This is a genomic window from Hungatella effluvii, assembly GCF_003201875.1.
In the GTDB taxonomy this organism is placed as follows: domain Bacteria; phylum Bacillota; class Clostridia; order Lachnospirales; family Lachnospiraceae; genus Hungatella; species Hungatella effluvii.
The window spans coordinates 22632-47628 of record NZ_QJKD01000021.1 but is presented as its reverse complement, the minus strand read 5'-3'; the positions used below and the strand labels follow the sequence as shown (position 1 = coordinate 47628).

Annotated in this window: 26 protein-coding genes and 1 tRNA gene; 4 read left to right on the top strand and 23 right to left on the bottom strand. The window is 51.9% G+C overall.

Annotated features, from left to right (window positions below; all coding sequences use genetic code 11):
- Window positions 1-121: 121 nt before the first annotated feature.
- Window positions 122-373, bottom strand: a complete 252-nt coding sequence (locus tag DFR60_RS26390) for a hypothetical protein (protein WP_002600444.1) — start codon at window positions 371-373, stop codon at window positions 122-124.
- Window positions 374-527: 154 nt separating this feature from the next.
- Here DFR60_RS26390 and DFR60_RS26385 point away from each other — a divergent pair, with 154 nt between their 5' ends.
- On the top strand, window positions 528-1139 hold the full coding sequence (locus tag DFR60_RS26385; RefSeq protein ID WP_110325866.1) for a hypothetical protein: 612 nt from the start codon (window positions 528-530) through the stop codon (window positions 1137-1139).
- Window positions 1136-1309 (top strand): hypothetical protein, encoded by a 174-nt coding sequence (locus DFR60_RS30575; protein ID WP_002600446.1) that lies wholly within the window; start codon window positions 1136-1138, stop codon window positions 1307-1309. The genes DFR60_RS26385 and DFR60_RS30575 overlap by 4 nt, the downstream gene beginning before the upstream one ends.
- A 15-nt stretch (window positions 1310-1324) precedes the next feature.
- Here DFR60_RS30575 and DFR60_RS26380 read toward each other — a convergent pair whose 3' ends face one another.
- Window positions 1325-1939 carry a histidine phosphatase family protein gene (locus DFR60_RS26380; RefSeq protein ID WP_110325864.1) on the bottom strand — a complete coding sequence of 205 codons (615 nt, stop codon included), beginning with the start codon at window positions 1937-1939 and terminating at the stop codon, window positions 1325-1327.
- Window positions 1936-2532 carry a sigma-70 domain-containing protein gene (locus DFR60_RS26375; protein WP_110325862.1) on the bottom strand — a complete coding sequence of 199 codons (597 nt, stop codon included), beginning with the start codon at window positions 2530-2532 and terminating at the stop codon, window positions 1936-1938. The genes DFR60_RS26380 and DFR60_RS26375 overlap by 4 nt, the downstream gene beginning before the upstream one ends.
- A 275-nt stretch (window positions 2533-2807) precedes the next feature.
- On the opposite strand from DFR60_RS26375, the gene DFR60_RS26365 reads away from it, so the two are divergent.
- Complete coding sequence (locus tag DFR60_RS26365) at window positions 2808-3683, top strand: LysR family transcriptional regulator (protein WP_110325859.1); 876 nt, start codon at window positions 2808-2810, stop codon at window positions 3681-3683.
- Window positions 3684-3824: 141 nt separating this feature from the next.
- Here the strand turns inward: DFR60_RS26365 and DFR60_RS26360 are convergent, their stop codons facing one another.
- From DFR60_RS26360 to DFR60_RS26315, 11 genes are all read right to left on the bottom strand, one after another.
- Window positions 3825-4334, bottom strand: coding sequence for a GNAT family N-acetyltransferase (locus tag DFR60_RS26360; RefSeq protein ID WP_110325857.1), 510 nt, complete (start codon window positions 4332-4334; stop codon window positions 3825-3827).
- Window positions 4331-6709, bottom strand: coding sequence for an ATP-dependent DNA helicase (locus DFR60_RS26355; RefSeq protein ID WP_110325855.1), 2379 nt, complete (start codon window positions 6707-6709; stop codon window positions 4331-4333). Before DFR60_RS26355 ends, DFR60_RS26360 begins: the two co-directional genes overlap by 4 nt.
- On the bottom strand, window positions 6685-6837 hold the full coding sequence (locus DFR60_RS30570) for a hypothetical protein (RefSeq protein WP_167437741.1): 153 nt from the start codon (window positions 6835-6837) through the stop codon (window positions 6685-6687). Before DFR60_RS30570 ends, DFR60_RS26355 begins: the two co-directional genes overlap by 25 nt.
- Window positions 6838-6881: 44 nt before the next feature.
- Window positions 6882-7124, bottom strand: coding sequence for an HPr family phosphocarrier protein (locus DFR60_RS26350; protein WP_002600452.1), 243 nt, complete (start codon window positions 7122-7124; stop codon window positions 6882-6884).
- Between the two features lie 327 nt (window positions 7125-7451).
- Window positions 7452-7973 (bottom strand): metallophosphoesterase, encoded by a 522-nt coding sequence (locus tag DFR60_RS26345; protein ID WP_110325853.1) that lies wholly within the window; start codon window positions 7971-7973, stop codon window positions 7452-7454.
- Between the two features lie 95 nt (window positions 7974-8068).
- On the bottom strand, window positions 8069-8410 hold the full coding sequence (locus DFR60_RS26340) for a hypothetical protein (protein WP_002600454.1): 342 nt from the start codon (window positions 8408-8410) through the stop codon (window positions 8069-8071).
- A gap of 191 nt (window positions 8411-8601) precedes the next feature.
- Window positions 8602-8672 (bottom strand) — tRNA-Trp (locus DFR60_RS26335).
- Between the two features lie 163 nt (window positions 8673-8835).
- Window positions 8836-10896, bottom strand: coding sequence for a methyl-accepting chemotaxis protein (locus DFR60_RS26330; protein WP_110325851.1), 2061 nt, complete (start codon window positions 10894-10896; stop codon window positions 8836-8838).
- Between the two features lie 121 nt (window positions 10897-11017).
- On the bottom strand, window positions 11018-12919 hold the full coding sequence (locus DFR60_RS26325; protein WP_110325849.1) for an ABC transporter ATP-binding protein: 1902 nt from the start codon (window positions 12917-12919) through the stop codon (window positions 11018-11020).
- Window positions 12916-14694 carry an ABC transporter ATP-binding protein gene (locus tag DFR60_RS26320; protein ID WP_110325847.1) on the bottom strand — a complete coding sequence of 593 codons (1779 nt, stop codon included), beginning with the start codon at window positions 14692-14694 and terminating at the stop codon, window positions 12916-12918. The genes DFR60_RS26325 and DFR60_RS26320 overlap by 4 nt, the downstream gene beginning before the upstream one ends.
- Window positions 14695-14696: 2 nt before the next feature.
- Window positions 14697-15140, bottom strand: coding sequence for a MarR family winged helix-turn-helix transcriptional regulator (locus DFR60_RS26315; protein ID WP_110325845.1), 444 nt, complete (start codon window positions 15138-15140; stop codon window positions 14697-14699).
- Between the two features lie 153 nt (window positions 15141-15293).
- Here DFR60_RS26315 and DFR60_RS26310 point away from each other — a divergent pair, with 153 nt between their 5' ends.
- Window positions 15294-16184: a LysR family transcriptional regulator gene (locus tag DFR60_RS26310; RefSeq protein ID WP_110325843.1), complete on the top strand. Its 891-nt coding sequence runs from the start codon at window positions 15294-15296 to the stop codon at window positions 16182-16184.
- Between the two features lie 139 nt (window positions 16185-16323).
- On the opposite strand, the gene DFR60_RS26305 is transcribed toward DFR60_RS26310, so the two are convergent.
- The 9 genes from DFR60_RS26305 to DFR60_RS26265 form a co-directional block, all read right to left on the bottom strand.
- Window positions 16324-16764 carry a GNAT family N-acetyltransferase gene (locus tag DFR60_RS26305; protein WP_110325841.1) on the bottom strand — a complete coding sequence of 147 codons (441 nt, stop codon included), beginning with the start codon at window positions 16762-16764 and terminating at the stop codon, window positions 16324-16326.
- Between the two features lie 15 nt (window positions 16765-16779).
- On the bottom strand, window positions 16780-17352 hold the full coding sequence (locus tag DFR60_RS26300; protein ID WP_110325839.1) for a DUF6434 domain-containing protein: 573 nt from the start codon (window positions 17350-17352) through the stop codon (window positions 16780-16782).
- Entirely contained in the window at window positions 17349-17825 is a 477-nt protein-coding gene (locus DFR60_RS26295; RefSeq protein ID WP_110325837.1) for a metallophosphoesterase family protein, read from the bottom strand. The genes DFR60_RS26300 and DFR60_RS26295 overlap by 4 nt, the downstream gene beginning before the upstream one ends.
- Before the next feature lie 94 nt (window positions 17826-17919).
- Window positions 17920-19323, bottom strand: a complete 1404-nt coding sequence (radA, locus tag DFR60_RS26290) for a DNA repair protein RadA (protein WP_110325835.1) — start codon at window positions 19321-19323, stop codon at window positions 17920-17922.
- A 227-nt stretch (window positions 19324-19550) separates the two neighbouring features.
- Entirely contained in the window at window positions 19551-19964 is a 414-nt protein-coding gene (locus tag DFR60_RS26285) for a hypothetical protein (protein WP_002600463.1), read from the bottom strand.
- A 99-nt stretch (window positions 19965-20063) separates the two neighbouring features.
- Window positions 20064-22514, bottom strand: a complete 2451-nt coding sequence (locus DFR60_RS26280) for an ATP-dependent Clp protease ATP-binding subunit (protein WP_110325833.1) — start codon at window positions 22512-22514, stop codon at window positions 20064-20066.
- Window positions 22515-22528: 14 nt separating this feature from the next.
- On the bottom strand, window positions 22529-23563 hold the full coding sequence (locus DFR60_RS26275; RefSeq protein ID WP_110325831.1) for an ATP--guanido phosphotransferase: 1035 nt from the start codon (window positions 23561-23563) through the stop codon (window positions 22529-22531).
- Window positions 23556-24131, bottom strand: coding sequence for a UvrB/UvrC motif-containing protein (locus DFR60_RS26270; RefSeq protein ID WP_110325830.1), 576 nt, complete (start codon window positions 24129-24131; stop codon window positions 23556-23558). Before DFR60_RS26270 ends, DFR60_RS26275 begins: the two co-directional genes overlap by 8 nt.
- 320 nt (window positions 24132-24451) lie before the next feature.
- The gene (locus tag DFR60_RS26265; protein WP_038256689.1) at window positions 24452-24838 is read right to left on the bottom strand and encodes a GntR family transcriptional regulator; all 387 of its coding nucleotides are present in this window, start codon (window positions 24836-24838) and stop codon (window positions 24452-24454) included.
- Between the last annotated feature and the right edge of the window lie 159 nt (window positions 24839-24997).

Below are 24997 nucleotides of genomic sequence, written 5' to 3'. Positions count from 1 at the left end.
CCTATCATAATATAGAGAAATTGTAAAAGTCAACTGTAGATATTTTATTCACAAATTTTCATTGTTTTACAATGAATACAAGCCATTTTTCGACCTCATGCAAAGAAAAAAGCAGGGCGTTTTACGCGCTCTGCTCTTCCACTGCGGTCACATTCGACTCCAGCATTTCTTTCAATTCTTCCATTCCGATTCCCTGTTCTGTGAGCAGGCCGCGGATTGTTTTAAACTCCTCCAGTTCGATCTGTTCATTTAATGCTTTTTCCTTTTCTTTTAAGGTAACGAGGCAGTTCTCATACTGTTTGATGCTCTCTCTTACCTCATTTAACTGATCCTGTAATTTTTCCACCGGTGATTTTCTTACGCCTCTCGCCATATTGAAAACGCTCCTTTTCTTTCCTGTTATAGGTTGTATCATTCTTTTTTAGTATATGTAAAAAAGTGGGAACTTATTCCATAAATAACAAATATCCATTACTTCTCCGTTCCAATATGATATAATGAAAAAACAAACGAAAAAGGAGATCTCTATGGAAAAAATACGATCCATAAGAACTGTGCTGGCGTTCAGTCTTGTTTTTCTGTTAGCCGGATGTTCCGGGAAACAGGACGGCGCCATGACAATTCAGAAGGCTGAGCTGACGGAAAAGGAACAGCAGACTGTCGCCTTGATTGAGACCGGACGCAGTGTAAAATTATATGATTATAAAACGGAACCCGGGATTTCTTCTCTTCTCTTTTCCGTCGAAACGCTGAACGAACAGGGGCAGTGGGAAACCGTCGCTTCCTCGGTTTTCAGCCAGTCCGGGCAGGAAGATGACCGCGTCGCCATTCTGTTTTCCGATGACTCCATTACCTTTTCCTGCGGGGAGGGCCGGTACGAAGTCATGCTCGGTTCCAACCATTATAAAAATACTGCGGATTCCTGGCTGACAGAGACTTCCCCCATCCGGACAGATGAAAAAATCCCCCTCGGTATCGTGGCATACACCGACTCCGATTCCGTCATCTTTCCAAATACAGACGACTATGAGGAACCGGAAAAGCTGGCTGGCAGACAGTATAAAGAAGTCAAAGCCGTCACCCTCCAGTTCTCCGGTAAGACACTCCCCGGAACCGAAAAAGAAAGGAATACACCATGAATATGAAAAAAACAGCATTTAAAACCCTCGCGCTGATCTTTACCGTGCTGACCCTTTTGGGCTCTCTCTACGTCCTGCTGCAGAGAGGCCAGGTAAGCCCCGGATATGCGGTGATTCCCATGCTGTTTGCAATACTCTTTATCCAATTGTCTCATTCCGTGCCCCGGTAAACGTACAGAGTGCCGCTACCTCTTACAGAGATGCGTGGTGTCGTTCACCTCCAGCAGCATATAATCCTGGGTGATGGGATTGTAGTTCACGGTAGTAATGCTGGCGTTATCTACTATAATCTCCGCTTCTTCCGGATGGTTTCTCATTAAATAGGCGACAATATAAGCCATGGTCGCACCGTGGGACACGACCGCGATGTCTTCCCGGCCGTTTGTCATCTCCATGACGGCTTCGATGGCCCCTGCTACCCGTTCCATGGCCTCCATCTGGGTTTCACCGCCGGGCGGCGCCACATCCACCGGATTGATGGACCAGCGCTCATACTCTGCCGGATACTGTTCCTTTATCTCGTCCCAGGTCATGCCTTCCCATTTGCCGAATTCCACCTCGATGAGTCCCGGGACCAGATAAGTCTCCACCTGCTGGCGGTCGCCGATCATCCGCGCCGTCTCCACCGCCCGCATCAGCGTGCTGGAAAATATCTTTGTCACCGGCCGGCTGTCCATCCCCTCCGCCACAAGCTTCGCCTGGGCTCTTCCCGTGTCATTTAAGGGTATGTCGTGACTGCCCTGAATCTTTCCCTGGATATTCCAGTCCGTCTGTCCATGGCGTATCAGATATAGTTTCATTCCTCTTCATCCTCCGCAGCCTCGGTAATTTCTATTCCTTCCACTTCTGCCAGTTCTTCCAGATCCGCGTTTTCCGCGTTCATGCTCATGGCATCCATGGCCATCTTCATGATGTCCTTCACTTCATCCACAGACATCTTCATCTTATCCGCCAGCTCTTCCACCGCAGCCTCACGCCCCAGCTCTCTGGCAAGCGCCTGGGATACGGTCTGCAGTACGTTGACTCTGGCAGCCAGTTCCTCTCCGGTCTGCTCCGCGGACTCTTCCTCCTCCACAGCCAGATCAAGCGCTTCCTTCATCCGTGCCGTCAAAAAACCCTCGAAATCACCGTCTCCCGGATTGGTTAAGAATTCCGTCACGGCCATGGTCAGCGCCATGTTCGCCTCGGCGACCAGGTCCGTCAAAAGTACTCCCTTTCCGTCATACGCTTTCGCACAGGTTAAGGCGGCTTCCAGATTCCCCTCGATGAGGCGCTTCTTCGCCCCCTCATTCCCGGCCGCGGCGTCATTTAACAGCTGCGTGTTCTCCTCCTGTGTACAGGGAGTGATCGCTTTCATTTCTTCCAGGTACATCTGATAAAAATCGTCATGCATAAATCTTACTCTCCTTCTGACTGCTAAGTTGTAACGGTTCAGACGGCTCATCTTCTTGACCGATAAACCGGTCAAGAAGCATCGGATATCCATCCGATGTAAAAATCAGTGCAAAAACGGTCTTATAAGCAAGCTTAACGCCCGCCTTTACACTGATTTTTCCGCCGTCTGAACTGTTACACCAAGTTACCATAATCTGGTATTTTTGTCAATTTCCTTTACAAATCCATCGCATTTGTGATAGAATGTCCTTAGATTTATAAGGAGGACTAATAATGGATATTAATTATGAATTGTATAAAGTATTTTACCATGTTGCTGCCACACTGAGCTTCTCCGAAGCGTCGAAACAGCTGTTTATTTCACAGTCGGCGGTCAGCCAGTCCATCAAAGTGCTGGAGAAAAAGCTGAATCAGACGCTCTTCATCCGGAGCACGAAAAAAGTCCAACTTACCCCGGAAGGCGAGATTCTCTTAAAACACGTGGAACCCGCCATCAATTTGATTCAAAAAGGGGAAAATCAGCTTCTGGAGGCCAACACCCTAAACGGCGGCCAGCTGCGCATCGGCGCCAGCGACACCATCTGCCGTTACTATCTGATTCCGTACTTAAACCGCTTCCACAAGGCTTACCCCAATGTTCATATAAAAGTCACCAACCAGACCTCCATCGAGTGTGCCCACTTACTGGAGAACGGACAGGTTGATTTCATCATCACCAACTATCCCAACTCGGGCCTCTCCAATTCACAGAACGTCCGGGTAATCAATGAATTTCACGACGTCTTCGTCGCCAATCAGGAGTATTTCCCGCTGAAGGGCGAGACGGTCAGCCTGCAGAAGCTGCAGACATACCCCATCCTGATGCTGGACAGAAAGAGCACCACCAGCGAATTCCTGCACCATATGTTCCAGCGGGAACAGCTGGACCTGGTTCCGGAGATCGAGTTAAGCAGCAACGATCTGCTGATCGATCTGGCACGAATCGGCCTGGGAATCGCCTTTGTTCCCGATTTCTGCATCCCGGAAAGCGACAAAGACTTATTCATCGTCAAACTCACGGAAAAGATGCCCGCACGTCAGATGATCGTCGCCTATAATGAAAGCCTTCCCGTTTCCCAGGCTTCCAAACAGTTTATGGACATGATGTAAGCGCCCCGGCGGAGCGTCAGTTCACGGCCCCTTTGTCAGTCCCTGCCGTCCGGCCTGCTCTGGCGGCAGGGACTGACAAAGGGGCGGTGAACTGTAACTCGGAAAGTGATTTTCACACACGCTTCGGCAGGGACCGCCCGGTCAGTGCCGGTTGTATGCCATCAGAGAATTCCCCCACATCTCCTCCCGGTAAGGAAAGTCTTCCTTTCGATACTCCTCTTCCCGGAATCCCACCTTTTCGTAGCAGTGCTTCGCGCCTGGATTGCAGTCGAATACCTTGAGCGTCACCCGCTTCATACCGAGCAGCTCCACGGCGTACGTTACGGCCATGGACACCATCTGCTGCCCCACGCCGCGTCCTCTCACCTCCGGTGCCAGGACAATGTATCCCATATGGACGCTGTCCGCCTCATAATCCGCAGCAGCCATCTTAAAGCTTCCGACCGGTTTCCCGTCTTCATCCAGGGCCGTAAAGCCCCATGCACGGGGATCGCGCTCCAGCTCCGCGTAATAGGCGTCCATCTGCCCGTCCGTCAGCGGAAAGGTAAATCCGTCGCGGCACCACATGCGCATCTGCCTCTCATCGGAGAACCATTTCATTACTTCCCTGCCGTCTTCCCTCTTGCAGGGCCGAAGTCTCAGTTTCATCATAGCTTTTGTCTCTCCCTTTCTTCCCAGAATTCTGTCACAATCCCGGACACGCTGTTTAAGTTCACGGCGTAATAGCCATCCCATTCCCTGGGGAACAGGGCCTGATAGTCCGGTTTTAAAAATCGGTCGTCCAGCAGGGCGATCACGCCCTCATCCGACACGGTTCGGATCACCCGCCCGGCCGCCTGCATCACCTTGTTCATACCGGGATACTGATACGCGTAGTCGAAGCCCTTCTGCTCCTTCTCATCGAAATATCCCTTAAGGATCTCCTGCTCCGTGCACACCATGGGAAGCCCTGTCCCCACGATAATCGCCCCGATGAGCCGTCCTTCCTTTAAATCGATCCCCTCCGAAAACACGCCGCCCATCACACACAGACCCACGAAGGAATCCTCCCTGTCCTCCTGAAACTCCTCCAGAAAAACCTCCCGCTCCTGTTCTGTCATGTGGGACGACTGGGCGAGCCATGCGAACTCCTTCCCACTCTCATCCATCCCGGCAAGCAGTTGTTCCACCTCCCGCATATATTGATAGGATGGCAGAAATACCATATAGTTACCCGCATGGGCCGAGACAATCCTCCGGATATACTCGACGATCTTCTTGAATTCCCGCTCATTTCTTCTCGTGTAGCGGCTGCTGACGTCATTTGCCGCCAGCAGGAGCCGTTTGTCCCGGTCGAAGGGGGATTCCGCGTACACGGCGTACTCCTCCTGATTCCCGCTCAGCAACTCCTTGTAATACTGGACAGGCAGCAATGTGGCAGAGAAAAACACGGTGCTGTTGCCCTTATCCAGGCACTCTTTCAAGTTTTTCGCCGGATTCATATTGAAAAGCCGGAGCATGAAGCGTCCGTCCGATAAAAATTCCGTATAGATCCGGTAATTCTCATCCACCCGGTCATAGGTGTTCAGCAGATCCCGTAGCGCAAAGTAAAAATCCAGCACCAGATCGCGGTCCTCAAATTCCGGAAAGCTGTCCATGAATTTCTCCATCTCACCGAACAGCGACATGACGGCAGTCATAAACAGTTTGATATCCGTCAGGATCGTGTAGCCCTCGCATTCCCGCTTCATCTCCAGCAGCTGCTTGTTGCACCGGTCTAAAAGCCCGGCCAGCTTCTGGTCCTTCGGTTTCACGATCTTTTTAATAAGAAGAAAGTCCTCCTTATACACCACCGCGCTGTACATCTCCCTCGCCCTGGGCACGAGATTGTGCGCCTCATCCACAAGGAACAGATAGTCTCCCGATATTCCCTCGGAAAAATACCGTTTCAGCCTGATATTGGGGTCAAATACATAGTTGTAGTCGCAGATGATACCGTCGACCCAGTTGCTGATATCGAGGCAGAATTCGAAGGGACATACCCGATGCTGCTCCGCATACTTTAAGACCGTCTCCCTGGTGATCCCCGCTTCCTGGTGAATCACGTCAAACACCGCATCCCCCACCCGGTCGAAATGGCCTTTGGCATAGGGACAGGCGTCCGGATTGCACTCCGGCTTCTCCAGGAAGCAGAGCTTCTCCTTTGCCGTAATCGTGACCGTGCTGAAGTACAGGCCGCCTTTCCGCAGAATCTCATACGTCTCCTCCGCCACTCCGCGCGTGATGGTCTTCGCCGTCAGATAAAACAGCTTGTCCCCAAGGCCCTCGCCGATGGCTTTTAACGCCGGATAGACGGTGGACAGCGTCTTTCCAATTCCGGTGGGCGCCTGAATAAACAGATTCTTCTTACGCGCAATGCTGCGGTAGACCGATACTGCCAGCTCCTTCTGCCCCTTCCGGTAGGGATAAGGAAATTCCAGCTCCTTAATGGACTCATCCCGCCGCAGGCCGTGGTGGTATAAGTAATCGGCCCACTTCACGTACTCGTGGATCAGTCCGGCAAACCAGTTTTCCAGCTCCTCAAAGCTTTTCTCCGACTGGAAACGCTTGATCTCTTCCGTCTCGATATTACAGTAGGTCAGCTGCATTACGGCCCCGGTCAGCTGATGATCGAAGCAGTAGAAATAGCCGTAGCACATGGCCTGAGCCATGTGGACCTCGATGGGTTCGTTCAGATAATAGAGATCCATGTAGACGCCCTTGATCTCGTCGATGGTGACGCCCGATGGCGCCTCTATAATGCCGTCGGCCCGGCCCTCCACCAGGATCTCAAACTGCTCTTCCTCCACCAGATGCTTTAATACAACCTCCGCGTGGTAATCCGCCCCCATGCGCCGCTGGATCTTCCGGTGTATCCGGCTTCCCTCCTGCATGGCCGTCTTCTCTGCCCCTGCTGTCCGCCTGTTGTCCAGGTCACCGGAACGCATCACGAATTCCACCAGGTTGCGGACCGATATTTTAATTACTTTCTTTTCCCCGTCAGCCATTCCGGTACCCTCCTTTCCTGAACGAAGTTCTTAAACCAGCCTGTGACAGCCATCATAACCACTGCCGCTGCTGCCAGCCCCACCCCGCATCGCGGCCGGCAGACAGAAAAAGGGAACTGTGTCCCCATGGATCACAATTCCCTTTCCTGTCGCTTGTCGAGTGTCCTGCTGCTTATGCCGCATGAATCCTGCTCGGTGCTTTTTCCAATAAGTATGTTTCGAATTCTACATTCTCTCCGTTGAACTCCACGGTAAGAGCCTTCGTTAAATCAAGGCTCAACACACCTAATATAGACTTTGCGTCGATGGTCACTCTATTGTAATATACGTCTATATCGAAATCACATTTTGTAGCAGCAGCAACAAACTCTTTTGCTTCGGCAACGCCTGGTAACATAATCTTATACTGTTTCATAATCATGACTCCTTCTCAAAATAAACAGTTAAAAAGTTGTTGAAACATTTATATCACTTCTGACGCAATTTGTCAAATTACGTTTCATGAATAGAAATGTCACCTTTTCTTGTGCATTTTGCTTTGTTTGAAGGATGTCTGTGATTTACCACTATGCACTTTTGCAATCACCAAATACTAATGTCGGGAATGATTCTCATTTATAACTTTGTACGTCATCTATTTTTACAGAAATACCCTATTATTTTCATATAAAACGACCAGAGGGTTCGTGCCTTCCCGCACAACTGTCCGCATTACAGGGACATGCCGGTAAAAAACGCTCCTCTACCTGTTTTGATCCAGGATCGCCTGCTTCACCGATTCGAAGGGGACAGGCGCATAACCAATCCGCTCCACACAGGCGCAGAAGCTTCTGGCGGATACGTCCTGGTACATGGGATTCCCATGTACATGACCGAAGATATTGGCATAAGGGCTGTTGATATTCACATACACAGGCTCATGGGACAGGATGTAAAAATCCTCCAGCACGGCAGGCAGAAAATACACCTCATCGAAGCCAAAGTCCAGCCAGTCCCTGGTCGTGAACATCCGGTCATGATTACCTGCTATTAGTATCTTTCTCCCGTTCAGGCGGTTAGCAATCTCCTTAATCTCTTCCCTGCTTAAGTAGCAGGCAAAATCCCCAAGATGGTACACCGTGTCCTCCGCTCCGGCCACACGGTTCCAGTTCTCGATCATCTGTTCATTCATTTCTCTTCCGTCCTGAAAGGGTCTTCCCTCATATCTGAGGATGGCCCCCGAATCACCAAAGTGTGTGTCAGAAATCAGATAGATATCTCCCATAATTCCTCCCGGCTGTTTTTTGCAAATACGAATTCGTTTAGTATATCATATTCCCCAGGGGATTAACAGCAACCGATTCCGGGCACTTCACAGTCTCAAAAAGCCCACGGGTGATGTTCCGGCAGGCACTCGTCACAGAGCAGCTCTCCGTTCACCGTCGCTCCGTTCGACAATCCCCGGATCGGATCAGGCTTCTCCCGGTCCGTGGTCCAGCCATGACACTTCGCGCACTGGCCGCAGTTCATCGTCAGCGGATCCAGATAAATCGTGCTGGTTGACTGCCATTCCGCCTTATGCTGATCATCCAGCACAATCTCCTGCTCCGGCAGTTTGCCCCATGCCAGCTTCCAGAACTTCTCTTTCCCCTTGTGGTCGCTGACCTCTTCTTCATCCACTTCAACCAGATAACTGATCTTGTATAGTATCGCTTTTTTCATATAGGCACCTCATCATAAAGTGGTCTTCAGCCCGAACATATATTCTTTTTAAAATTATAACACATCCGGTATTCAAAGGGAAGCATAAAGAATGCGTATGCCGCTCTTACTCCGCAAAAAAGAAAAGCCGGAACTCCTTACTGATCAAGGACTTTCCAGCTTTTTCTTATCCGTTCACGCTTTTTACTGAGCAGGGGAAGAGGGGCTCGAACCCCCATTTACGGTTTTGGAGACCGTTGCTCTACCATTGAACTATTCCCCTATGGCTTGTTTCATTCATGTTTCATCTGAACACTATGAGAGTATAGCATACCTGTTTTTAAATTGCAACAGTTTTTTATAAAAAATACAAAAATTCGAAAGTTTATCCAGACACGGGGGATTGCCTACCGGCAATCCCCCGTGTTAAGGCTGAATCTCAAGGCTTATTTATCCAGCTGAAATCTGGAGACATAGTCCTTCAGCAGCTGCGCCTGACTCGACAATTCCTCGCTGGCCGCTGCGCTCTCCTCCGCCGTCGCCGAGTTGGTCTGCACCACAGAGGCAATCTGCGTGATGTTCCTGGTAATCTCGGTAATGGAGCGGGACTGTTCCGCCGATGCCTTCGATATCCGGTCGACCGTATCGGTCATCTTCACGGATTCCTGGGCCACGGTTTCCAGCGCCTGGGCCGCTGTGTCGGCGATCCCTGCCCCGTGCTTCACGGATCTGACCGACTTTTCGACCAGTTCCGCAGTGCTCTTCGACGCCTCGGCGCTCTTTCCGGCCAGACTGCGGATCTCCTCCGCCACTACGGCAAAGCCCCTGCCCGCGTCACCGGCCCTTGCAGCTTCCACGGCAGCGTTCAGCGCCAGCAGATTCGTCTGAAACGCGATGTCTTCAATAACCCTGATGATCTCCCCGATCTCGCCGGAATTCTTCCGGATCTCGTCCATGGCCGCAATCAGCTTCTTCATCTGCTGGTTCTGCTCCAGAATCTCACCGCCCAGTTCCTTCGACTTATCGCTGGCCGCCTTCGCATTCCCCGCATTATGATCCACCTGGTTGGAGACCTCATGAATGGCCGCGGCCAGATTCTCGATGGCTCCCGCCTGCTCAGCCGCTCCCTGGGAGAGGGACTGGGCTCCGAAGGAAAGCTGTGCCGCCCCTTCGGATACCTGATCGGCGCTCTCGTAGATCCGCCCCAGTGTATCATTTAAGGAAGCGGAGATTTCCTCCAGCGCCTCCTTGATCTTCCCGAATTCTCCCTCATAGACACCGTCTACCGTAAGGCACAGGTTTCCGTCAGAGAGTTCAGCGAGGACCGTTGTCGCATTGGAGATCATGTCCTTGAGAGACTGGATGGTCCCCCTCACACTGGCCGCCAGCAGGCCGATCTCATCGTCGCTGTCGTTCTTCAGATCCACGCTGAAATCTCCCCTGGAAAAGCCCTCCACCTTGACCGCAATGTCGTAAAGCGGAGAAAGAAGTTTTCTTACCAGCCTGATCACTATGACCATAACCGCAATCAGTATGAGAACTGAGATCACCACCATGACCGCGATCAGCTGATTCCTGGGGGCGTTGATCTCCTCCACCGGTATGCTGCCGACTGTGGCCCATCCCGTCGCTTCGCTCTTCGCAAAGATAGAGTAATACTTTTTTCCTTCATATGTATACGTTAAGGCGCCGGTATACTGGTTCCGGATGCCGTCTATGTATTCCTGGCTCAGGTTATCCACCTCATCCACCGCCCTGTTAATAAGGCTGGCATCGAAGCTGTATACCAGGGACTCATCGCCCGTAACCAGTTCCAGCGTGCCTCCCTTACCAATTCTGATATCCTGGAGCAGCTGTGAAAAATGGTCCTGGAACACGTCAAATCCAACGTATCCGATAATACTGCTGCCATCCATAGAAAGAACCGGAGCCACGACAGAGATAACCATCTTTCCGGTAACCGGATCGTGAAACGGATCCGTCACGACCGGCCCCATCGTCTCCAATACCTGTTCGTCCCAGTCAATACCGGCCAGATCGGCGGCCCACGCCTCTCCGGTCTGCATCAGATACGTGTCGTTGCCGATACCGGCCAGCCATACGGCTTGAACTCCGTCGGAAACCATGGTGTCGTAGGCACGCTCCAGCAGCGTAACCGCCGCCTCTTTCCCCGGCGCCCCGGCAATCTGCTCCGCGGTCGGCGCCTCTTCCAGCAGCCGGCGGAGCTCTTCATTATAGCTTAAGATTCCCACAGCGCTCTTCTTGCCGTTAAAGAACTCATCTACCGTGTCCACCGCATTCTTCGTCTGGCCCTCGGTCACCTGATAGCTCAGGTTGGTAACCGCCAGCGCGGCGATATAGCAGGTAACAAAAATCAGGACTGCCAGCGCCGGGAACAGGATGCTGATCAGGCACTTATTAATCTTTCCGGATACGGTCGCCCTTTTTTCCTTTCTCCCCGTCTTTTCCGGCGCGTGATTCTTTGCTTTTTCAACATTTTCGATCATTTTGCCCCCTCCTTACTGACCATTATAATACTTAAAGGTATAACGGGCAAATGATTTGTAAAAAAGTTCCGGCATTATGCCAGATACAGCCCAGATATGCCAGGCGCCGGGTTCAGGCCGCTTATCCGATCGCATTTCCGGTATACAGCTGGTAGTACCGGCCTCTTTCCCCGATCAGTTCCTCATGGGTCCCCCGTTCGATAATTCTGCCCTGTTCCAGGACCATGATGCAGTCTGAATTGCGCACGGTAGACAGCCTGTGGGCGATCACAAATGTGGTTCTTCCCTTCATGAGCCGGTCCATGCCTTCCTGCACCAGCGTTTCGGTGCGCGTATCGATGGAGGAGGTGGCCTCGTCGAGAATCAGCACAGGCGGGTCTGCAACCGCGGCTCTGGCAATGGAAAGAAGCTGACGCTGGCCCTGGCTTAGGTTTGCCCCGTCTCCGGTCAGCATGGTATCATAGCCGTCCGGAAGTCGTTTGATAAAGCCATGGGCGTTGGCCAGCTTCGCGGCCGCGATACACTCCTCATCCGTCGCATCAAGGCGTCCGTACCGGATGTTATCGACAACGCTTCCAGTAAATAAGTGGGTATCCTGAAGGACCATTCCCATGGACCGCCTTAAATCCGACTTCTTGATCTTATTGATGTTGATGTTGTCATAGCGGATCTTTCCGTCCTGAATGTCATAGAACCGGTTAATCAGGTTGGTGATGGTGGTCTTTCCGGCTCCCGTGCTTCCGACGAACGCGATCTTCTGTCCCGGCGTGGCGTAAAGCCTGATGCCGTGCAGCACGATCTTGTTGTCGTCATAGCCAAAATCTACATCGTTGAACGTCACATCGCCTTCCAGTTTTGTATAGGTAACGGTCCCGTCCTTCTGATGGGGATGCTTCCACGCCCACATACCGGTTCTCTCCTTTGTTTCCGTGATGCTGCCGTCAGGCGTCATATCCGCGTTGACCAGTTCCACATAGCCGTGATCTTCCTCCGGCTCTTCGTCCAGCATTTGGAAAATACGCTCCGCTCCGGCCATGGCCATGACGATGCTGTTCATCTGCTGGCTGATCTGAGTAACAGGCTGTGTAAAGTTCTTGTTGAGCGTTAAAAATGAAACCAGAGTTCCCAGCGTCAGCCCCCAATAGCCGCCCAGCGCCATGACCGCACCTACGACTGCACAAAGCACGTAGCTGATATTTCCAAGGTTCGCATTGACAGGCATCATGATATTCGAAAACTTGTTGGCCAGATTGGCACTCTCCCGCAGTTCCTCATTGATCCTGCGGAACTGCTCCAGGCTCTTCTCCTCATGGCAGAACACCTTGACCACCTTCTGCCCATCCATCATCTCCTCGATGAAACCGTTTACGGTTCCCAGATCTTTCTGCTGCCGGATAAAATAAGCCGCCGATTTGCCGCCCAGCTTCGATGTGGCAAACAGCATGAGCCCCGTCATGATAAGCGTCACCGCGGTCAGCGGAATGTCCAGTACGATCATGCTGACCAGCGTTGTCACGATGGTGACGGCTGAACTTACCACCTGCGGAATACTCTGGCTGATCAGCTGTCTTAAGGTATCCACGTCATTGGTATAGACAGACATAATGTCGCCGTGCGCATGGGTATCGAAGTATTTCACAGGCAGCGACTCCATGTGGGTAAACAGCTCCACCCTCAGCTTTTTCATGGTTCCCTGGCTCACATTGACCATAATCCGGTTATAGCCATAGGCACACACAACGCCCAGCCCGTAGATGACTGCCAGTGACCCCAGGGCGGCGGCCAGTGATGAAAAATCCGGTGTCTGGGCACTCGTAAGGGGCACAATGTAGTCGTCGATCAGGCTCTGCATAAACAGTGTTCCGCGAAGTGTGGCCAGAGCCGCGCCCAGAATACAGACTACCACCATAAAAAACGAAAATTTATAATTTTTCAGCATATAGCCCAGGATCCGTTTCATGACATGGCCCAGCATTTTTGTATCACTCTTTTGGCCCTTCGTCCCTGTTCTCTCTTCTGTCATGCTCTCACACCATCCTTTCCTGTCTCTGCCGCAGTCAAAGGCTGGTCAAAGTCGCCGCCGCCCTTCATCTGCGTCTCATAGATTTCACAGTAAATCTCATTTGTCTTCAACAGATTCTCATGGGTATCGAATCCGCTGATCCGGCCGTCATCCAGCACCAGAATCCGGTCCGCGTCCTGCACACTGGAGATTCTCTGGGCGATCACCAGCTTGGTGGTGCCGGGGATCTTCTGCACGAAGGAATCACGGATCTTCGCGTCCGTAGCGGTATCCACCGCACTGGTGGAATCGTCCAGAATCAGTATCTTCGGCTTCTTTAACAGCGCCCGCGCTATACAGAGCCGCTGTTTCTGCCCTCCAGAGACGTTATTTCCTCCCTGTTCAATCCAGGTTTCATACTGATCTGGAAATTGTTCGATAAACTCGTCTGCACACGCCTGGCGGCACGCTTCCCTGCATTCTGCCTCGGTGGCGTCCTCTCTGCCCCAGCGCAGGTTGTCGAGAATCGTTCCCGAAAACAGGACATTTTTCTGCAGTACGACGGCCACCTGATCTCTCAGCACCTCCATGTCGTAGCGGCGGACATCATTTCCGCCTACGCGGACGACGCCTTTGTCCACATCATAGAGACGGCTGATTAAGTTCACCAGACTGGATTTTCCGCTTCCGGTACCGCCAATGATACCGATGGTCTCACCCGGCCTGATCTGTAAATCGATGTCATGAAGCGTCTCTTCCCCGCTTCCGTGCTTATAAGAAAAGCTCACATGGCTGAAGGAAATGCTTCCGTCGGGAATGCTCATAAGGGGATTCTCCGGGTTCGTCAAGTCCGCCTGCTCATCCAGCACCTGAACGATACGCCTTCCGCTGGCCGCACTCATTGTCACCATGACGAAGATCATGGACAGCATCATCAGGGACATCAGAACGCTCATAACGTAGCTAAACATGGAGGTCAGCTCTCCTGTCGTCAGTCCGCCCACGACGATGAACTTCGCACCGAACCAGGAAAGGGAGATGATACAGCCATAGACCACCAGCATCATCACCGGGTTGTTGAGAGCCAGAAGGCCCTCCGCCTTCACAAACAGGCGGTATAGATTTTCTGCGGCCCTTGTGAATTTGTTATTTTCGTGTTCTTCCCTCACAAACGCCTTGACCACGCGGATTGCGGATACATTTTCCTGCACGCTGGCGTTTAAGTCGTCGTATTTGCGGAACACTTCGTCAAAGATTTTTGTCGTCCTGGTCATGATCAGCCCCAGCGCAGCGGCCAGAGCCACAATGGCCGCCAGGAAAATCAGGCTCAGTTTTACATTGATAAAAAAGCACATGGCCATGCTGCATACCAGCATTAACGGCGCCCTCACCGCGATCCTCAGTATCATCTGGTAAGAGTTCTGTACATTGGTGACGTCGGTCGTCATTCGGGTGACCAGGCCGGCTGTACTGTACTTGTCAATGTTTGAAAATGAAAATCTCTGGATGTTTTCATACATTCCATCTCTCAAATTACAGGCAAATCCCGACGAGGCCGCTGCCACATATTTCCCCGCCAGAACACCGGACAGAAGGCTTAAAAATGCCATAATGAGCATCAGCCCTCCGTAGAAATACACCTGGCCAATGTTTCCCTGTTCGATTCCTTTATCTATGATGGAAGCCGTTATAAACGGGATCAGAACCTCCATCAGCACCTCCAGCGCGGTGAACAGCGGAGTCAGCAGCGACTCCCTTTTATACTGTTTCACCTGCTTAAGCAGTGTTTTTATCATAATTATTCCTCCTTTACACAATCTGTTTTTATGTTTGAAATCATTCTGTTCAAGGTGTATGTAAAGAGCTCCAGTTCTTCCCCGGAAAGCCCGCTGCAGAGCCGCTCCATCTGTCGTTTCAGGACGCTCTCGATCATCTCTCTGGCCCTGTACGCCTTCGCAGTCAGGGTGATCCCTTTCTTCCGGTCGTCACCGGAGACCGCCCTCATCTCGATATAACCGCCCTTCTTCAACCCCTTAAGTATGGAAGAGATTGCGGCCCTGGAAATCCCGCTTTCTGCGTGGATATCCGTGGCATACTTGGCTTGTTCCCCGCAGGAGAACAGATAATTCAGTACCCAGCCCTGTGACGGAGTAATATCCTCATCCTTCATCTCCTCCCTTCCATACTGGTCCAGGGAAATATTCAACTGTTTCAAAAGCCAGATGATATTACTCTCATACATGCCTTTTCTAACTCCTTTCTGATTATTCGGCCCCTAACTATTTCATGGTTAACAGACCGGTTACGAATGATTCTACTCGATTTTCCCTTGTAAGTGAATTCAAAAAATGTTATCATCAATAAAATACTTTTATTAATCAGAGGAGGAAAATCCATGAATACCTTTCAACTTTCCTGCTTCCTGGCTGTCGCGGAGACGCTGAGCTTCGCCAGAGCCGCGGAACAGTTAAGCATCACTCAACCGGCCGTCACGCATCAAATTCACTCCCTGGAGACAGAATTGAATGTGAAGCTCTTCGTGCGCACCACCCGCACGGTGAACCTGACCCAGGAAGGCACGCTCTTTTTAAACGACGCCAGGAACATACTCGCCCTGACCATCCGGGCCACAAAACGGTTCGAGAATCCCCTGGAACAGGAAATACAGCAGTTCTCCATCGGCTGCCACAGCTACTCCCACATGTTCCTTCTGGCCGATGTTCTCCATCTGCTGGCCGCCTCTTATCCAGCGGTGCATCCGGAGCTTCGCGTCGTACCGTTCCGGCAGCTCTACCGTCTTCTGGAGGAGGAAGAGGTGGATACGGTCATCGGATTTCAGGAGCCCGACTCCAGAAAAGTACCCGGATTCTATAAAGAACTGCGGAAGGTCACCATCTCCTGTGTCTGCTCCCAGGACAATCCCCTGTCTTCCCTGGAAACCGTGACGGTGGCGGATTTAGAAAAGGAAAAACTGGTCTTAAACGATCCGGGCAAGACGCCGGCAGCTGTCGCCCATTTCCAGGGACAGCTGATGGGCGGCCGTTCCCCTTCCGACTTCTACTTCTGTGAATCCTGTGAAGCCGAGACGGTCCTGGTGAAGGCCGGCTATGGCATCTCTGTACTCCCGGATCTGCTGATTCCCCCGGATCCCTCGCTCATCCGGATTCCCGTAGCCGGGCTGGAGCCGCTCTCCTTCGGGGCGTATTATAAGACGCTTCAGGGAAACGAGATACTAAAGAGCTTTATCCGCATCATGAAGGAGCACTTTCCATATGCCAGGTGGTAGAGAGAAGAAGGCTTTTGATTACCTCGATGTATCTTTTTATGTAACAAAAAAGCAGTATGGGAAATCGAATACAGCTTTTCCATCGATTCCACCATACTGCTTTATTCTATTGATGCCGGACAGGCCATACTTTCCCGAGTCACGTATCGATTCTGACCATTTCTTTCACGGCTTTGTTCCGGTAAACCAGATCGTTTCTCACCGTAAATCCGCGTTTTTCCCAGAATTTGTTCCCGGTTTCATTCCGGTCAAATACCACCAGAGCTACCTTGCTGATCCCCTCGTTTTCCAGAGCGTCCATCGCTTTTTGCACCAGAGCGCTTCCTATTCCCCGATTCCGTTCCTTAGCCGCCACCGCGGTATGATAGACATAGCCTCTGCGTCCGTCGTGTCCGCTTAGGATGACACCGGCTACCTCATCGCCGTTGACAGCGATAAAGCACGTATTGGGATTGCGCATCAGAAATCTGCCGATCCCCGCCTCGGAATCGTCCACATCGTTCAACCCCATTCCGGGAGTGCTCATCCACAGCCTGCGGACGTTTTCATAATCCTCTATTCTCATTTTCCTTATCTGCATGGCTCCTCCTGCCCCTTATGAAAGGGCTGATAAATCTGATTTCTCATAACAGTTATGCCCCTGAATCCCTTTTTTATAATGCCAGCACCGAATCGCCTCATCCAGGGTGCGTCCTTCATTGTCCGCGAAGAAATCCCGGATATACGTATTGTACTCGAACTGCCGGTCGATCGTTGTCTTTCCTTTCTTCTTTTCCTCCATAATCTGGCCGTAAGCATCTATAGCCTCTCTGTAGGTTTTACCGGTGTTGCTTTTCAGCCATTTCTGAAAGGACACGTTAAAGGAAAATCCACTGCCGATGGCTTTTCGGAAAAAGGCCCTGTGCTTTTCACTGCACACGAAATCAGGTTCGATCTTTTTATCCTCGCTGATCGCTCCCACCTCCGGCCTGCTCTTCGTCTTTGCAGAAACCGGGAGCACATCTCCCGTATCGAGGAAACAGGCGATTCTCTCCGTAATCTCGATCTTGCCGCCGGAGACAGGCAGCCCGTTTTCCCGGCAAAATGCCGTCAGTTCTTCCTTCAGATAATAGTAGCTTCTAAAGGTCTTCCCATCCAGGGTTCTGTTCAGCCTGGGCCGCTCACTCATATACCTGCTCCTCCCGCTTCCTCATGGGCAAATACCAGCTTTTCCACCTGGTATGCTCTGCCTTCGATGATCATTACCGCCATGGTGATGGGCTGGTGAAACCGTCTCGGACCACAGCTTCCCGGATTCAGCCAGAGCGTGCCGTCGATGACCCGTTCGTCGTAGCGGTGGGAATGGCCATACACAACCACATCGGCGCCGGATACACTTTCGTGGGAAGCCCCTTTTTTATTGTGAACCATATAAAATGACACGCCCTCCAGAGAGAAGCTCAATTCCTCCGGCAGCCCCTCCGCCCACTCCTTATCGTTATTGCCGCGCACAACATAAAGAGGCGCAAAGGCTTCCAGTTCTTTTATAATAGTTTCTCTGTTTATATCGCCGCCATGTAAAATTACATCGCACGTCTTTAATACGTCTTTTACCTGAAGCCGCAAGAGGCCATGGGTATCTGACAGAATTCCGACTCTCATACCAGCTTTCCTTTCTTTCATTATTATGGTGATTACTGATGCACTTCCATTACAGGTTTTACCGCAATGGCAGCACCCACTCTATTTATCACCCTTACAGCAGTGAAATCGCCTCCCGGATATTTTCCACTCCGACCATGCGGATTCCCTCCATCTTCCTCATCTTGTCCAGTGAGGTCTTCGGGAGTATACACGTCTCGAATCCCAGCTTCTTCGCCTCATTCACCCGCTGTTCCGCCATGGGAACGGCGCGCACCTCGCCGGCCAGGCCGACTTCACCGAAGATAATCGTTCTCGGGTTCACAGGCTTGTCCTTTAAGCTGGAGATCACGGCCATGACGATGGCCAGATCCAGGGCCGGCTCATTCATCCGCAGGCCGCCCGCAATGTTCACGTAGGCGTCATACCGGGAAAGCTCATAGTGGCACCGCTTCTCCAGCACCGCCATCAGCACGTTTACCCGGTTATAATCTGTGCCCGCAGCCGTTCTCCTGGGCATACCGAACAGCGTAGGCGTTATTAGCGCCTGCACCTCTAAAAGCACTGGCCTCGTCCCCTCTAAGGAACAGGCCACCACGGCGCCTGACGCGTCCTCCGGCCGGCCGCTCAGCATGTATTCCGACGGGTTCTTCACCTCTTCCAGCCCGCTTTCCCTCATTTCAAAGACACCGATCTCGTTGGTAGAGCCGAAACGGTTCTTCACACCGCGGATAATCCGGTAGGAGGCGCTTCTGTCCCCCTCGAAATAAAGCACCGTGTCCACCATGTGTTCCAAGACTCTCGGGCCGGCCACCACGCCTTCCTTCGTCACATGACCTACGATGAAAATGGCGATTCCCACTCCCTTTGCGATCTGGAGCAGGAGATTCGTGGATTCCCGCACCTGTCCCACGCTGCCGGGAGCCGAGGTCACCTCTTCCCGAAACATGGTTTGAATGGAGTCAATGATCACCACATCCGGCTTCTCCCCGGAGATGGCACCCTCGATCGTATCGAGATTCGTCTCACAGAGAAATTTCAGTTCCCCTGTCACAGTTCCGATCCGGTTGGCCCTCAGCTTGATCTGCTTTAACGATTCCTCGCCCGAAATATAGAGCACCTTCTGTCCCGACGCGGCCAGATTCCTGCACACCTGCAGGAGCAGAGTAGACTTGCCGATTCCCGGGTCTCCGCCCACCAGTACGAGGGATCCCCTCACCACACCGCCGCCCAGAACCCGGTCCAGTTCCTCATATCCGGTCTGCATGCGGTCCTGTTCATCCAGCGATATCTCCGATAGGTAGGAAGGCTTGATCTTTGACAAGCCGCCTTCCCCTGCGCCTCCCTGGCCATTCCCATAGGAAGCTCCAAGACCTCTCTTCGCCGCCGGTTCCTTCTTCGCTGTCAGCTCTTCCACAAAAGTATTCCACTGCCTGCATCCGGGACACTGTCCCAGCCATTTCGGCGATTCGTATCCGCATTCTTTGCAGAAAAATGATGTCGCTTTCGCTTTTGCCATGCTGCTCCTTTCCTACGAGTACTCTCGGAAACTCCCTGTGCTCAGATTTGTGAGATGATTTTTCGTCAGATGTACTCAAATTTACGAGGCGTACACGGCGTGTACGTTGAATAAATTTGTGTGCATCTGGCGGAAAATCAGCCACAAAGATGAGCGCAGGGGAGTTTCCAAGAGTGCTCATAAAAAAGAGGCTGGTAAACCGCCAGCCTCTTTCTGCCATTCTGATTTTATCTTCTTACGACTTTAACAGACACAGGTTCTTCTTCGTTCAGTTCCACACTGACAGACAGCTTACCGCTCATGTTGGTCATCATGCTTCCCACTGCCGCGTCGTCCACGAATACCTCATATTCGGTATCATCCTCCAGCTGAATGGTCAGCTGTGCGTCCTTGTCTCCTTCTACGGAAAACTCCACGCCGTTGTTTGAAACGGTAAAATGTTCCACAGCGGTTCCCGGCACAGACTCATAGACGAACATGCCGTTGCGCTCCAGTTTCGTAATCTCATAAAACGTCTTTACTTTATATAAATCACCATCGTGCTCAAAATCCTGTAATTTTGACTTTGTGCTTAACTTGTAATTACCAAAACTGATTGTTCCATCCTGCTCTGTGCGGATTAATTCTTCAATTACCGGCATCTGTACGCCCTCCTAGTATTCTTGTTTACTTATCCTTTTTGCGAAGCGCTCTTTTATGATTTCGCTTGTCATCATTATACACGAAATCAAATCAAATGGCTAGTTCTTTATGAGCTCGGGAACAGAAAATTTTAACTCCGATTCTCCCTGGCTCACCAGAACTTCGTCCCCTTCTTTCACCGCTCCATCCAGAATTTCCTCTGCCAGCCTATCCTCAAGACTGCTCTGAATGGTACGTCTTAACGGCCTTGCGCCGTATTTTTCATCATATCCCTTGTTAATCAGGAACTCTTTTGCAGCTTCATCCACGGAGAGTGTGATGTTCATCTGCTCCTTCGTCCGCTTCATGATTTCCTTCAGCATAATGGTGACAATGTCCTTCATATGGCCCTTGTTAAGCGGATGGAAGACAATGATCTCATCGATACGGTTGATAAACTCCGGCTTGAATAAATGCTTTACTTCCTCCATCACACGGTCCTTCATCACCTTGTAATCCGCCTTCTCATCGGCGACCGCTCCAAAGCCCAGACGCTTCGGGGAAATGATGCTCTCCGCGCCCGCATTCGATGTCATGATAATAACCGTGTTCTTAAAATCGATCTTGCGTCCCTGCGCGTCCGTAATATGGCCGTCGTCGAGAACCTGCAGGAGGATGTTGAATACATCCGGATGCGCCTTTTCAATCTCATCGAAAAGAATGACGGAATACGGATTTCTCCGCACCTTTTCGCTGAGCTGGCCGCCCTCGTCGTAGCCCACATAGCCTGGCGGGGAACCGATCATCTTGGAGACGCTGTGCTTCTCCATGTACTCCGACATATCGACGCGGATCAGCGCGTTCTCAGTGCCGAACATGGCCTCCGCCAGCGCCTTGGACAGCTCTGTCTTTCCGACACCGGTAGGCCCTAAGAACAGGAATGAGCCAATTGGACGTTTCGGGTCCTTCAGCCCTACCCTGCCGCGGCGGATCGCCTTTGCAACGGCTGTAACCGCCTCCTCCTGGCCGATCACACGCTCGTGGAGAATGGATTCTAAGTTTTTCAGTCTCTGGCTCTCCCCTTCCTCCAGTTTTCTTACGGGAATCTTGGTCCAGCTGGAGACGACATCGGCGATCTCTTCCTCATCGACCACCTGCTTCTTGGTGTCTTTATCCTTCTGCCATTTCTCACGAATTTTATCGATCTTCTCTTTCTTCTTTTCCTGTTTCTTCTTAATGGCGCCCGCCTTCTCATACGCTTCGTCCCGGATAGCGGCTTCCTTCTGATCCTCCAGCTTCTCGATCTCTTTCTCCAGCTCCTTGATCTCGGGCGGCTCCACAAACGCGGTCAGGCGTACCTTGGAAGCTGCCTCATCGATTACGTCAATGGCCTTATCCGGCATAAACCGGTCGTTGATATATCTGGCGGAAAGCTTCACCGCGGCCGTAAGCGCCGCATCAGTGATTGTCACATGGTGGTGTGCCTCATACCGGCCTCTTAAGCCCTTTAAGATAGCTATGGCCTCCTCCTCCGACGGTTCCTCCACGGTAACCGGCTGGAAACGGCGTTCCAGGGCGGAATCCTTTTCAATATACTTGCGGTACTCCTCGATGGTAGTGGCGCCTATAAGCTGAAGCTCGCCTCTGGCCAGGGAGGGCTTTAAGATATTGGAGGCGTCAATGGCGCCCTCCGCGCCTCCCGCGCCGATGATCGTGTGGATCTCATCGATGAACAGAAGGACTTCTCCATCCTCCATCACCTCCGCGATCACCTTCTTGATTCGCTCCTCGAACTCACCACGGTACTTGGATCCGGCCACCATACCGGATAAGTCCAGCGTCAGAACGCGTTTCTCCGCAATGGTTTCCGGCACATTTCCCTCGATAATCATCTGGGCGAGGCCTTCCACCACAGCCGTCTTACCGACTCCCGGCTCACCGATCAGACACGGGTTGTTCTTCGTCCTACGGCTTAAGATCTGAATCAGACGCTTGATCTCCGTCTCGCGTCCGATCACCGGATCCAGCTTTCCTGCCCTGGCAAGCTCCGTCAGATCACGGCTGTAGCTGTCCAGTGTGGGCGTACTGCCTTTTGCCTTGGCTCCCTTTAACAGCTCCTCCTTGTTGGCCGGAGCGTCCTCTCCCATGGCCGCCAGAACGTCAATATAGAGCTTCTGGATGCTGATGCCGATGGTGTTGAGCAGCCTGGAAGCCACGCAGTCGTTGTCCCGGATAATGGAAATCAGCAGATGCTCGGTACCGATCAGTCTGGCCTTAAAACGCACCGCCTCTTTGTAGCTGTTCTCCAGCACTCTTCTGGCGCTGGGTGTATAACCGCTCTCCTCCATACGGACCGTCTGGTCCGGAGAGATGAGCTGGCTCACAAGGCTGATCACCTTCTCTTTCTTAACACCGTTCTCGGAAAGCACCCTGGCGGCCACACCGCCGCCTTCCTCCAATAGTCCAATCAGCAGATGCTCGGTTCCCACGTAGCTGTGGCCCAGCTCCTCCGCCGCCTGGACGGCCAGATTAATTGACTCTCTGGCCTTTGCTGTAAATCTGTCTATCATATCAGTCTTTCCTCCTATTCTAAATCCGGCAATTCTCCACGGATAAATTCCGCCCTCGCAATATCCAGTTCTTCCTTGCTTAACGGCCTGTCGGATATCTTCTGTAAATTCGCAGGCTGCAGGCCGAGCATGAGACGGTAGATGGAGCACGGCTCCTTCATCACAAGCAGCCCGTCCGCCGCTCCGGCCATGACCTGAGACAAAAATATCATACCGTCTCTGGCCGTAAGCCTCCTGGCATATTTTAACACACCGTAAGATTTATATACCTCGTCCTCCCGTTCCAGGCGCCGCCGCTGGAGGGACATCTTTCTGACGGTCATCTCCTGGTTGGTCAGCTGGATGGCCGCCTTCGTCACCACATCGGCGATCTCCTTTTCACTCTGTCCCAGCGTCTTCTGGTTCGATATCTCATAGAGGGAGCCAAAATTCTCCTCCCCTTCGCCGTACACGCCGCGGACTGCCGTCCCAAACCGACTCATGTCGGCTATCAAAGCCGGAAACTTCCGCCCCGAGGACAGCATTGGCAGATGCACCACCACCGAGGCCCTCATCCCGGTTCCCACATTCGTCGGAAAAGATGTCAGGTAGCCATACCGGTCGTCAAACGCATAGGGAAAGCGTTCGTTGATGTAATCATCCAGGGCATCGGCCCGCTCCCATAATTCCTCCAGATGAAGCCCGGAAGAGAGAAGCTGAAGCCGGATATGATCGTCGCCGTTTAGCAGGATGCTGGTATCCTCGTCCTCAGACAGTATGATACCCGCCGGGGCTTTTTTCTCCACCGCGGCACGGTTTATGATTCTCCGCTCCCGCAGCGCCGCCCGGTCCAGTTCCTCCAGCTCCTCCAGCATGGCGTATTCGTATTTCCTGCCTTCCACCTCCGAGAGATCCTTCAGCCCGAATTCCAGCCTGCGGACCATCTCCTCGCTCTCCTGTGTCCCCAGCATGGCAGGGAACTTATACTCTTCCCAGTTTCGCACCAGACGAATGCGGCTGCTGATGACACCCGGCCGTTTTTCGTCCGTCTTTTCAAACCATCTAAGCATTCGTCTCATGTCCTTTCTTTAATTCCCTGATCTTGTCACGGCATACCGCCGCGGTCTCATAGTCTTCAAACTGCAGCGCTTCTTTTAACTTCGCATCCAGCTCCATGATCTCCTCTTCATGTTCATAAACGGTATCTCCCGCCGTCTCGTCCCCACTGCCTTTCAAATCCGGCGTTTTATAGGAAATCTTCTGATATTTCGGCCGTTTCCCCGTATGTGCGGTGCTCCCCTGCAGCTGCTTTAAGCTCTCTTCCATCAGGGGGCCGAACACACTGTAGCAGTCGGCACATCCGAACTGGCTGTTCTTGATAAACTCATCGTAGCTGGTCTTGCAGGTCGGACAGACCACCTGGTGCAGCTTATCCGGCACCCGGCTGATATCCTCGATTCCCAGGAGTCCCGACAGCAGCTTGCCCAGCGGAAATTCTCCGTCAAAAATAGCGGAATACGGTCCAAAATCCATCTCTTTTGCACATTGGGCACAGAAATGGTGTTCCTTTTTCACGCCATTTATTACCTCTGTATACTGGATATTCGCTTCGCGAATTCCGCATCTCTCACATAACATAAGTAACCTCCATTCTTCTGGCTATTCCTTGCTGTCTGCTCCCTGCCAGGGGCTGCCGCCGTCTGGTCCGGCTCTGCCGGTTGCCTCCCGGCTCCCTGTGACTTTGCAGGGTATTAGCAGTTCTTAACGCGCAGAATTTTTCGTTCAGGGGAAATGCCCACCTGTCTGAGCGCAGCGAGTTTGGGCATTTTCACTGGTTTTTAGAAAAATCCTGCACGTTTAGAACTGCTTATGCCCGAAACCGAAACTGGGAGCCGGGAGGCAACCGGCAGAGCCGGACCAGACGGCGGCAGCCCCTGGCAGGAAGCAGACAGCAGCAGCTATTCCTCCTTCTGACCTCTGGAAAACAGCATGAAAATCTCATCCACAAGCTGGTGCACCTCGTCACAGGTAACATTCTTGCAGATCCCGCGAGCCAGCACGACGCTTAAATCTCTCCTCATCTCATCGAGGACGCGCATCTTATCCACGTCCAGGGCCACGACCGCCCCCTTGCGGCGGTCCAGCTTAACAAAGCCCTCCTGCTTTAAGACAGAGTACGCCTTATTCACCGTGTGCATATTAATTCCTATATTGTCAGCCATCTGGCGCACGGAGGGCAGGGGATCCCCTTCCTTTATCGTCTCCGTGGCAATTCCAATAATGATCTGATTCCGAAGCTGGATATAAATTGCCTCATCACTGTTAAAATCGATTTGCAATATCATATTCTCACCATCTTTCGTTATATCTGTTATACACATAATAGCACACAAGAATTGTTTTTTCAATATGTAATATATTTACATCGGACATTCTTTAAAAAGAACCGAAAGAACAGCAACAGGACTGCTTCTTTTTCCAGAAGCAGTCCTGTCCGTCATTTG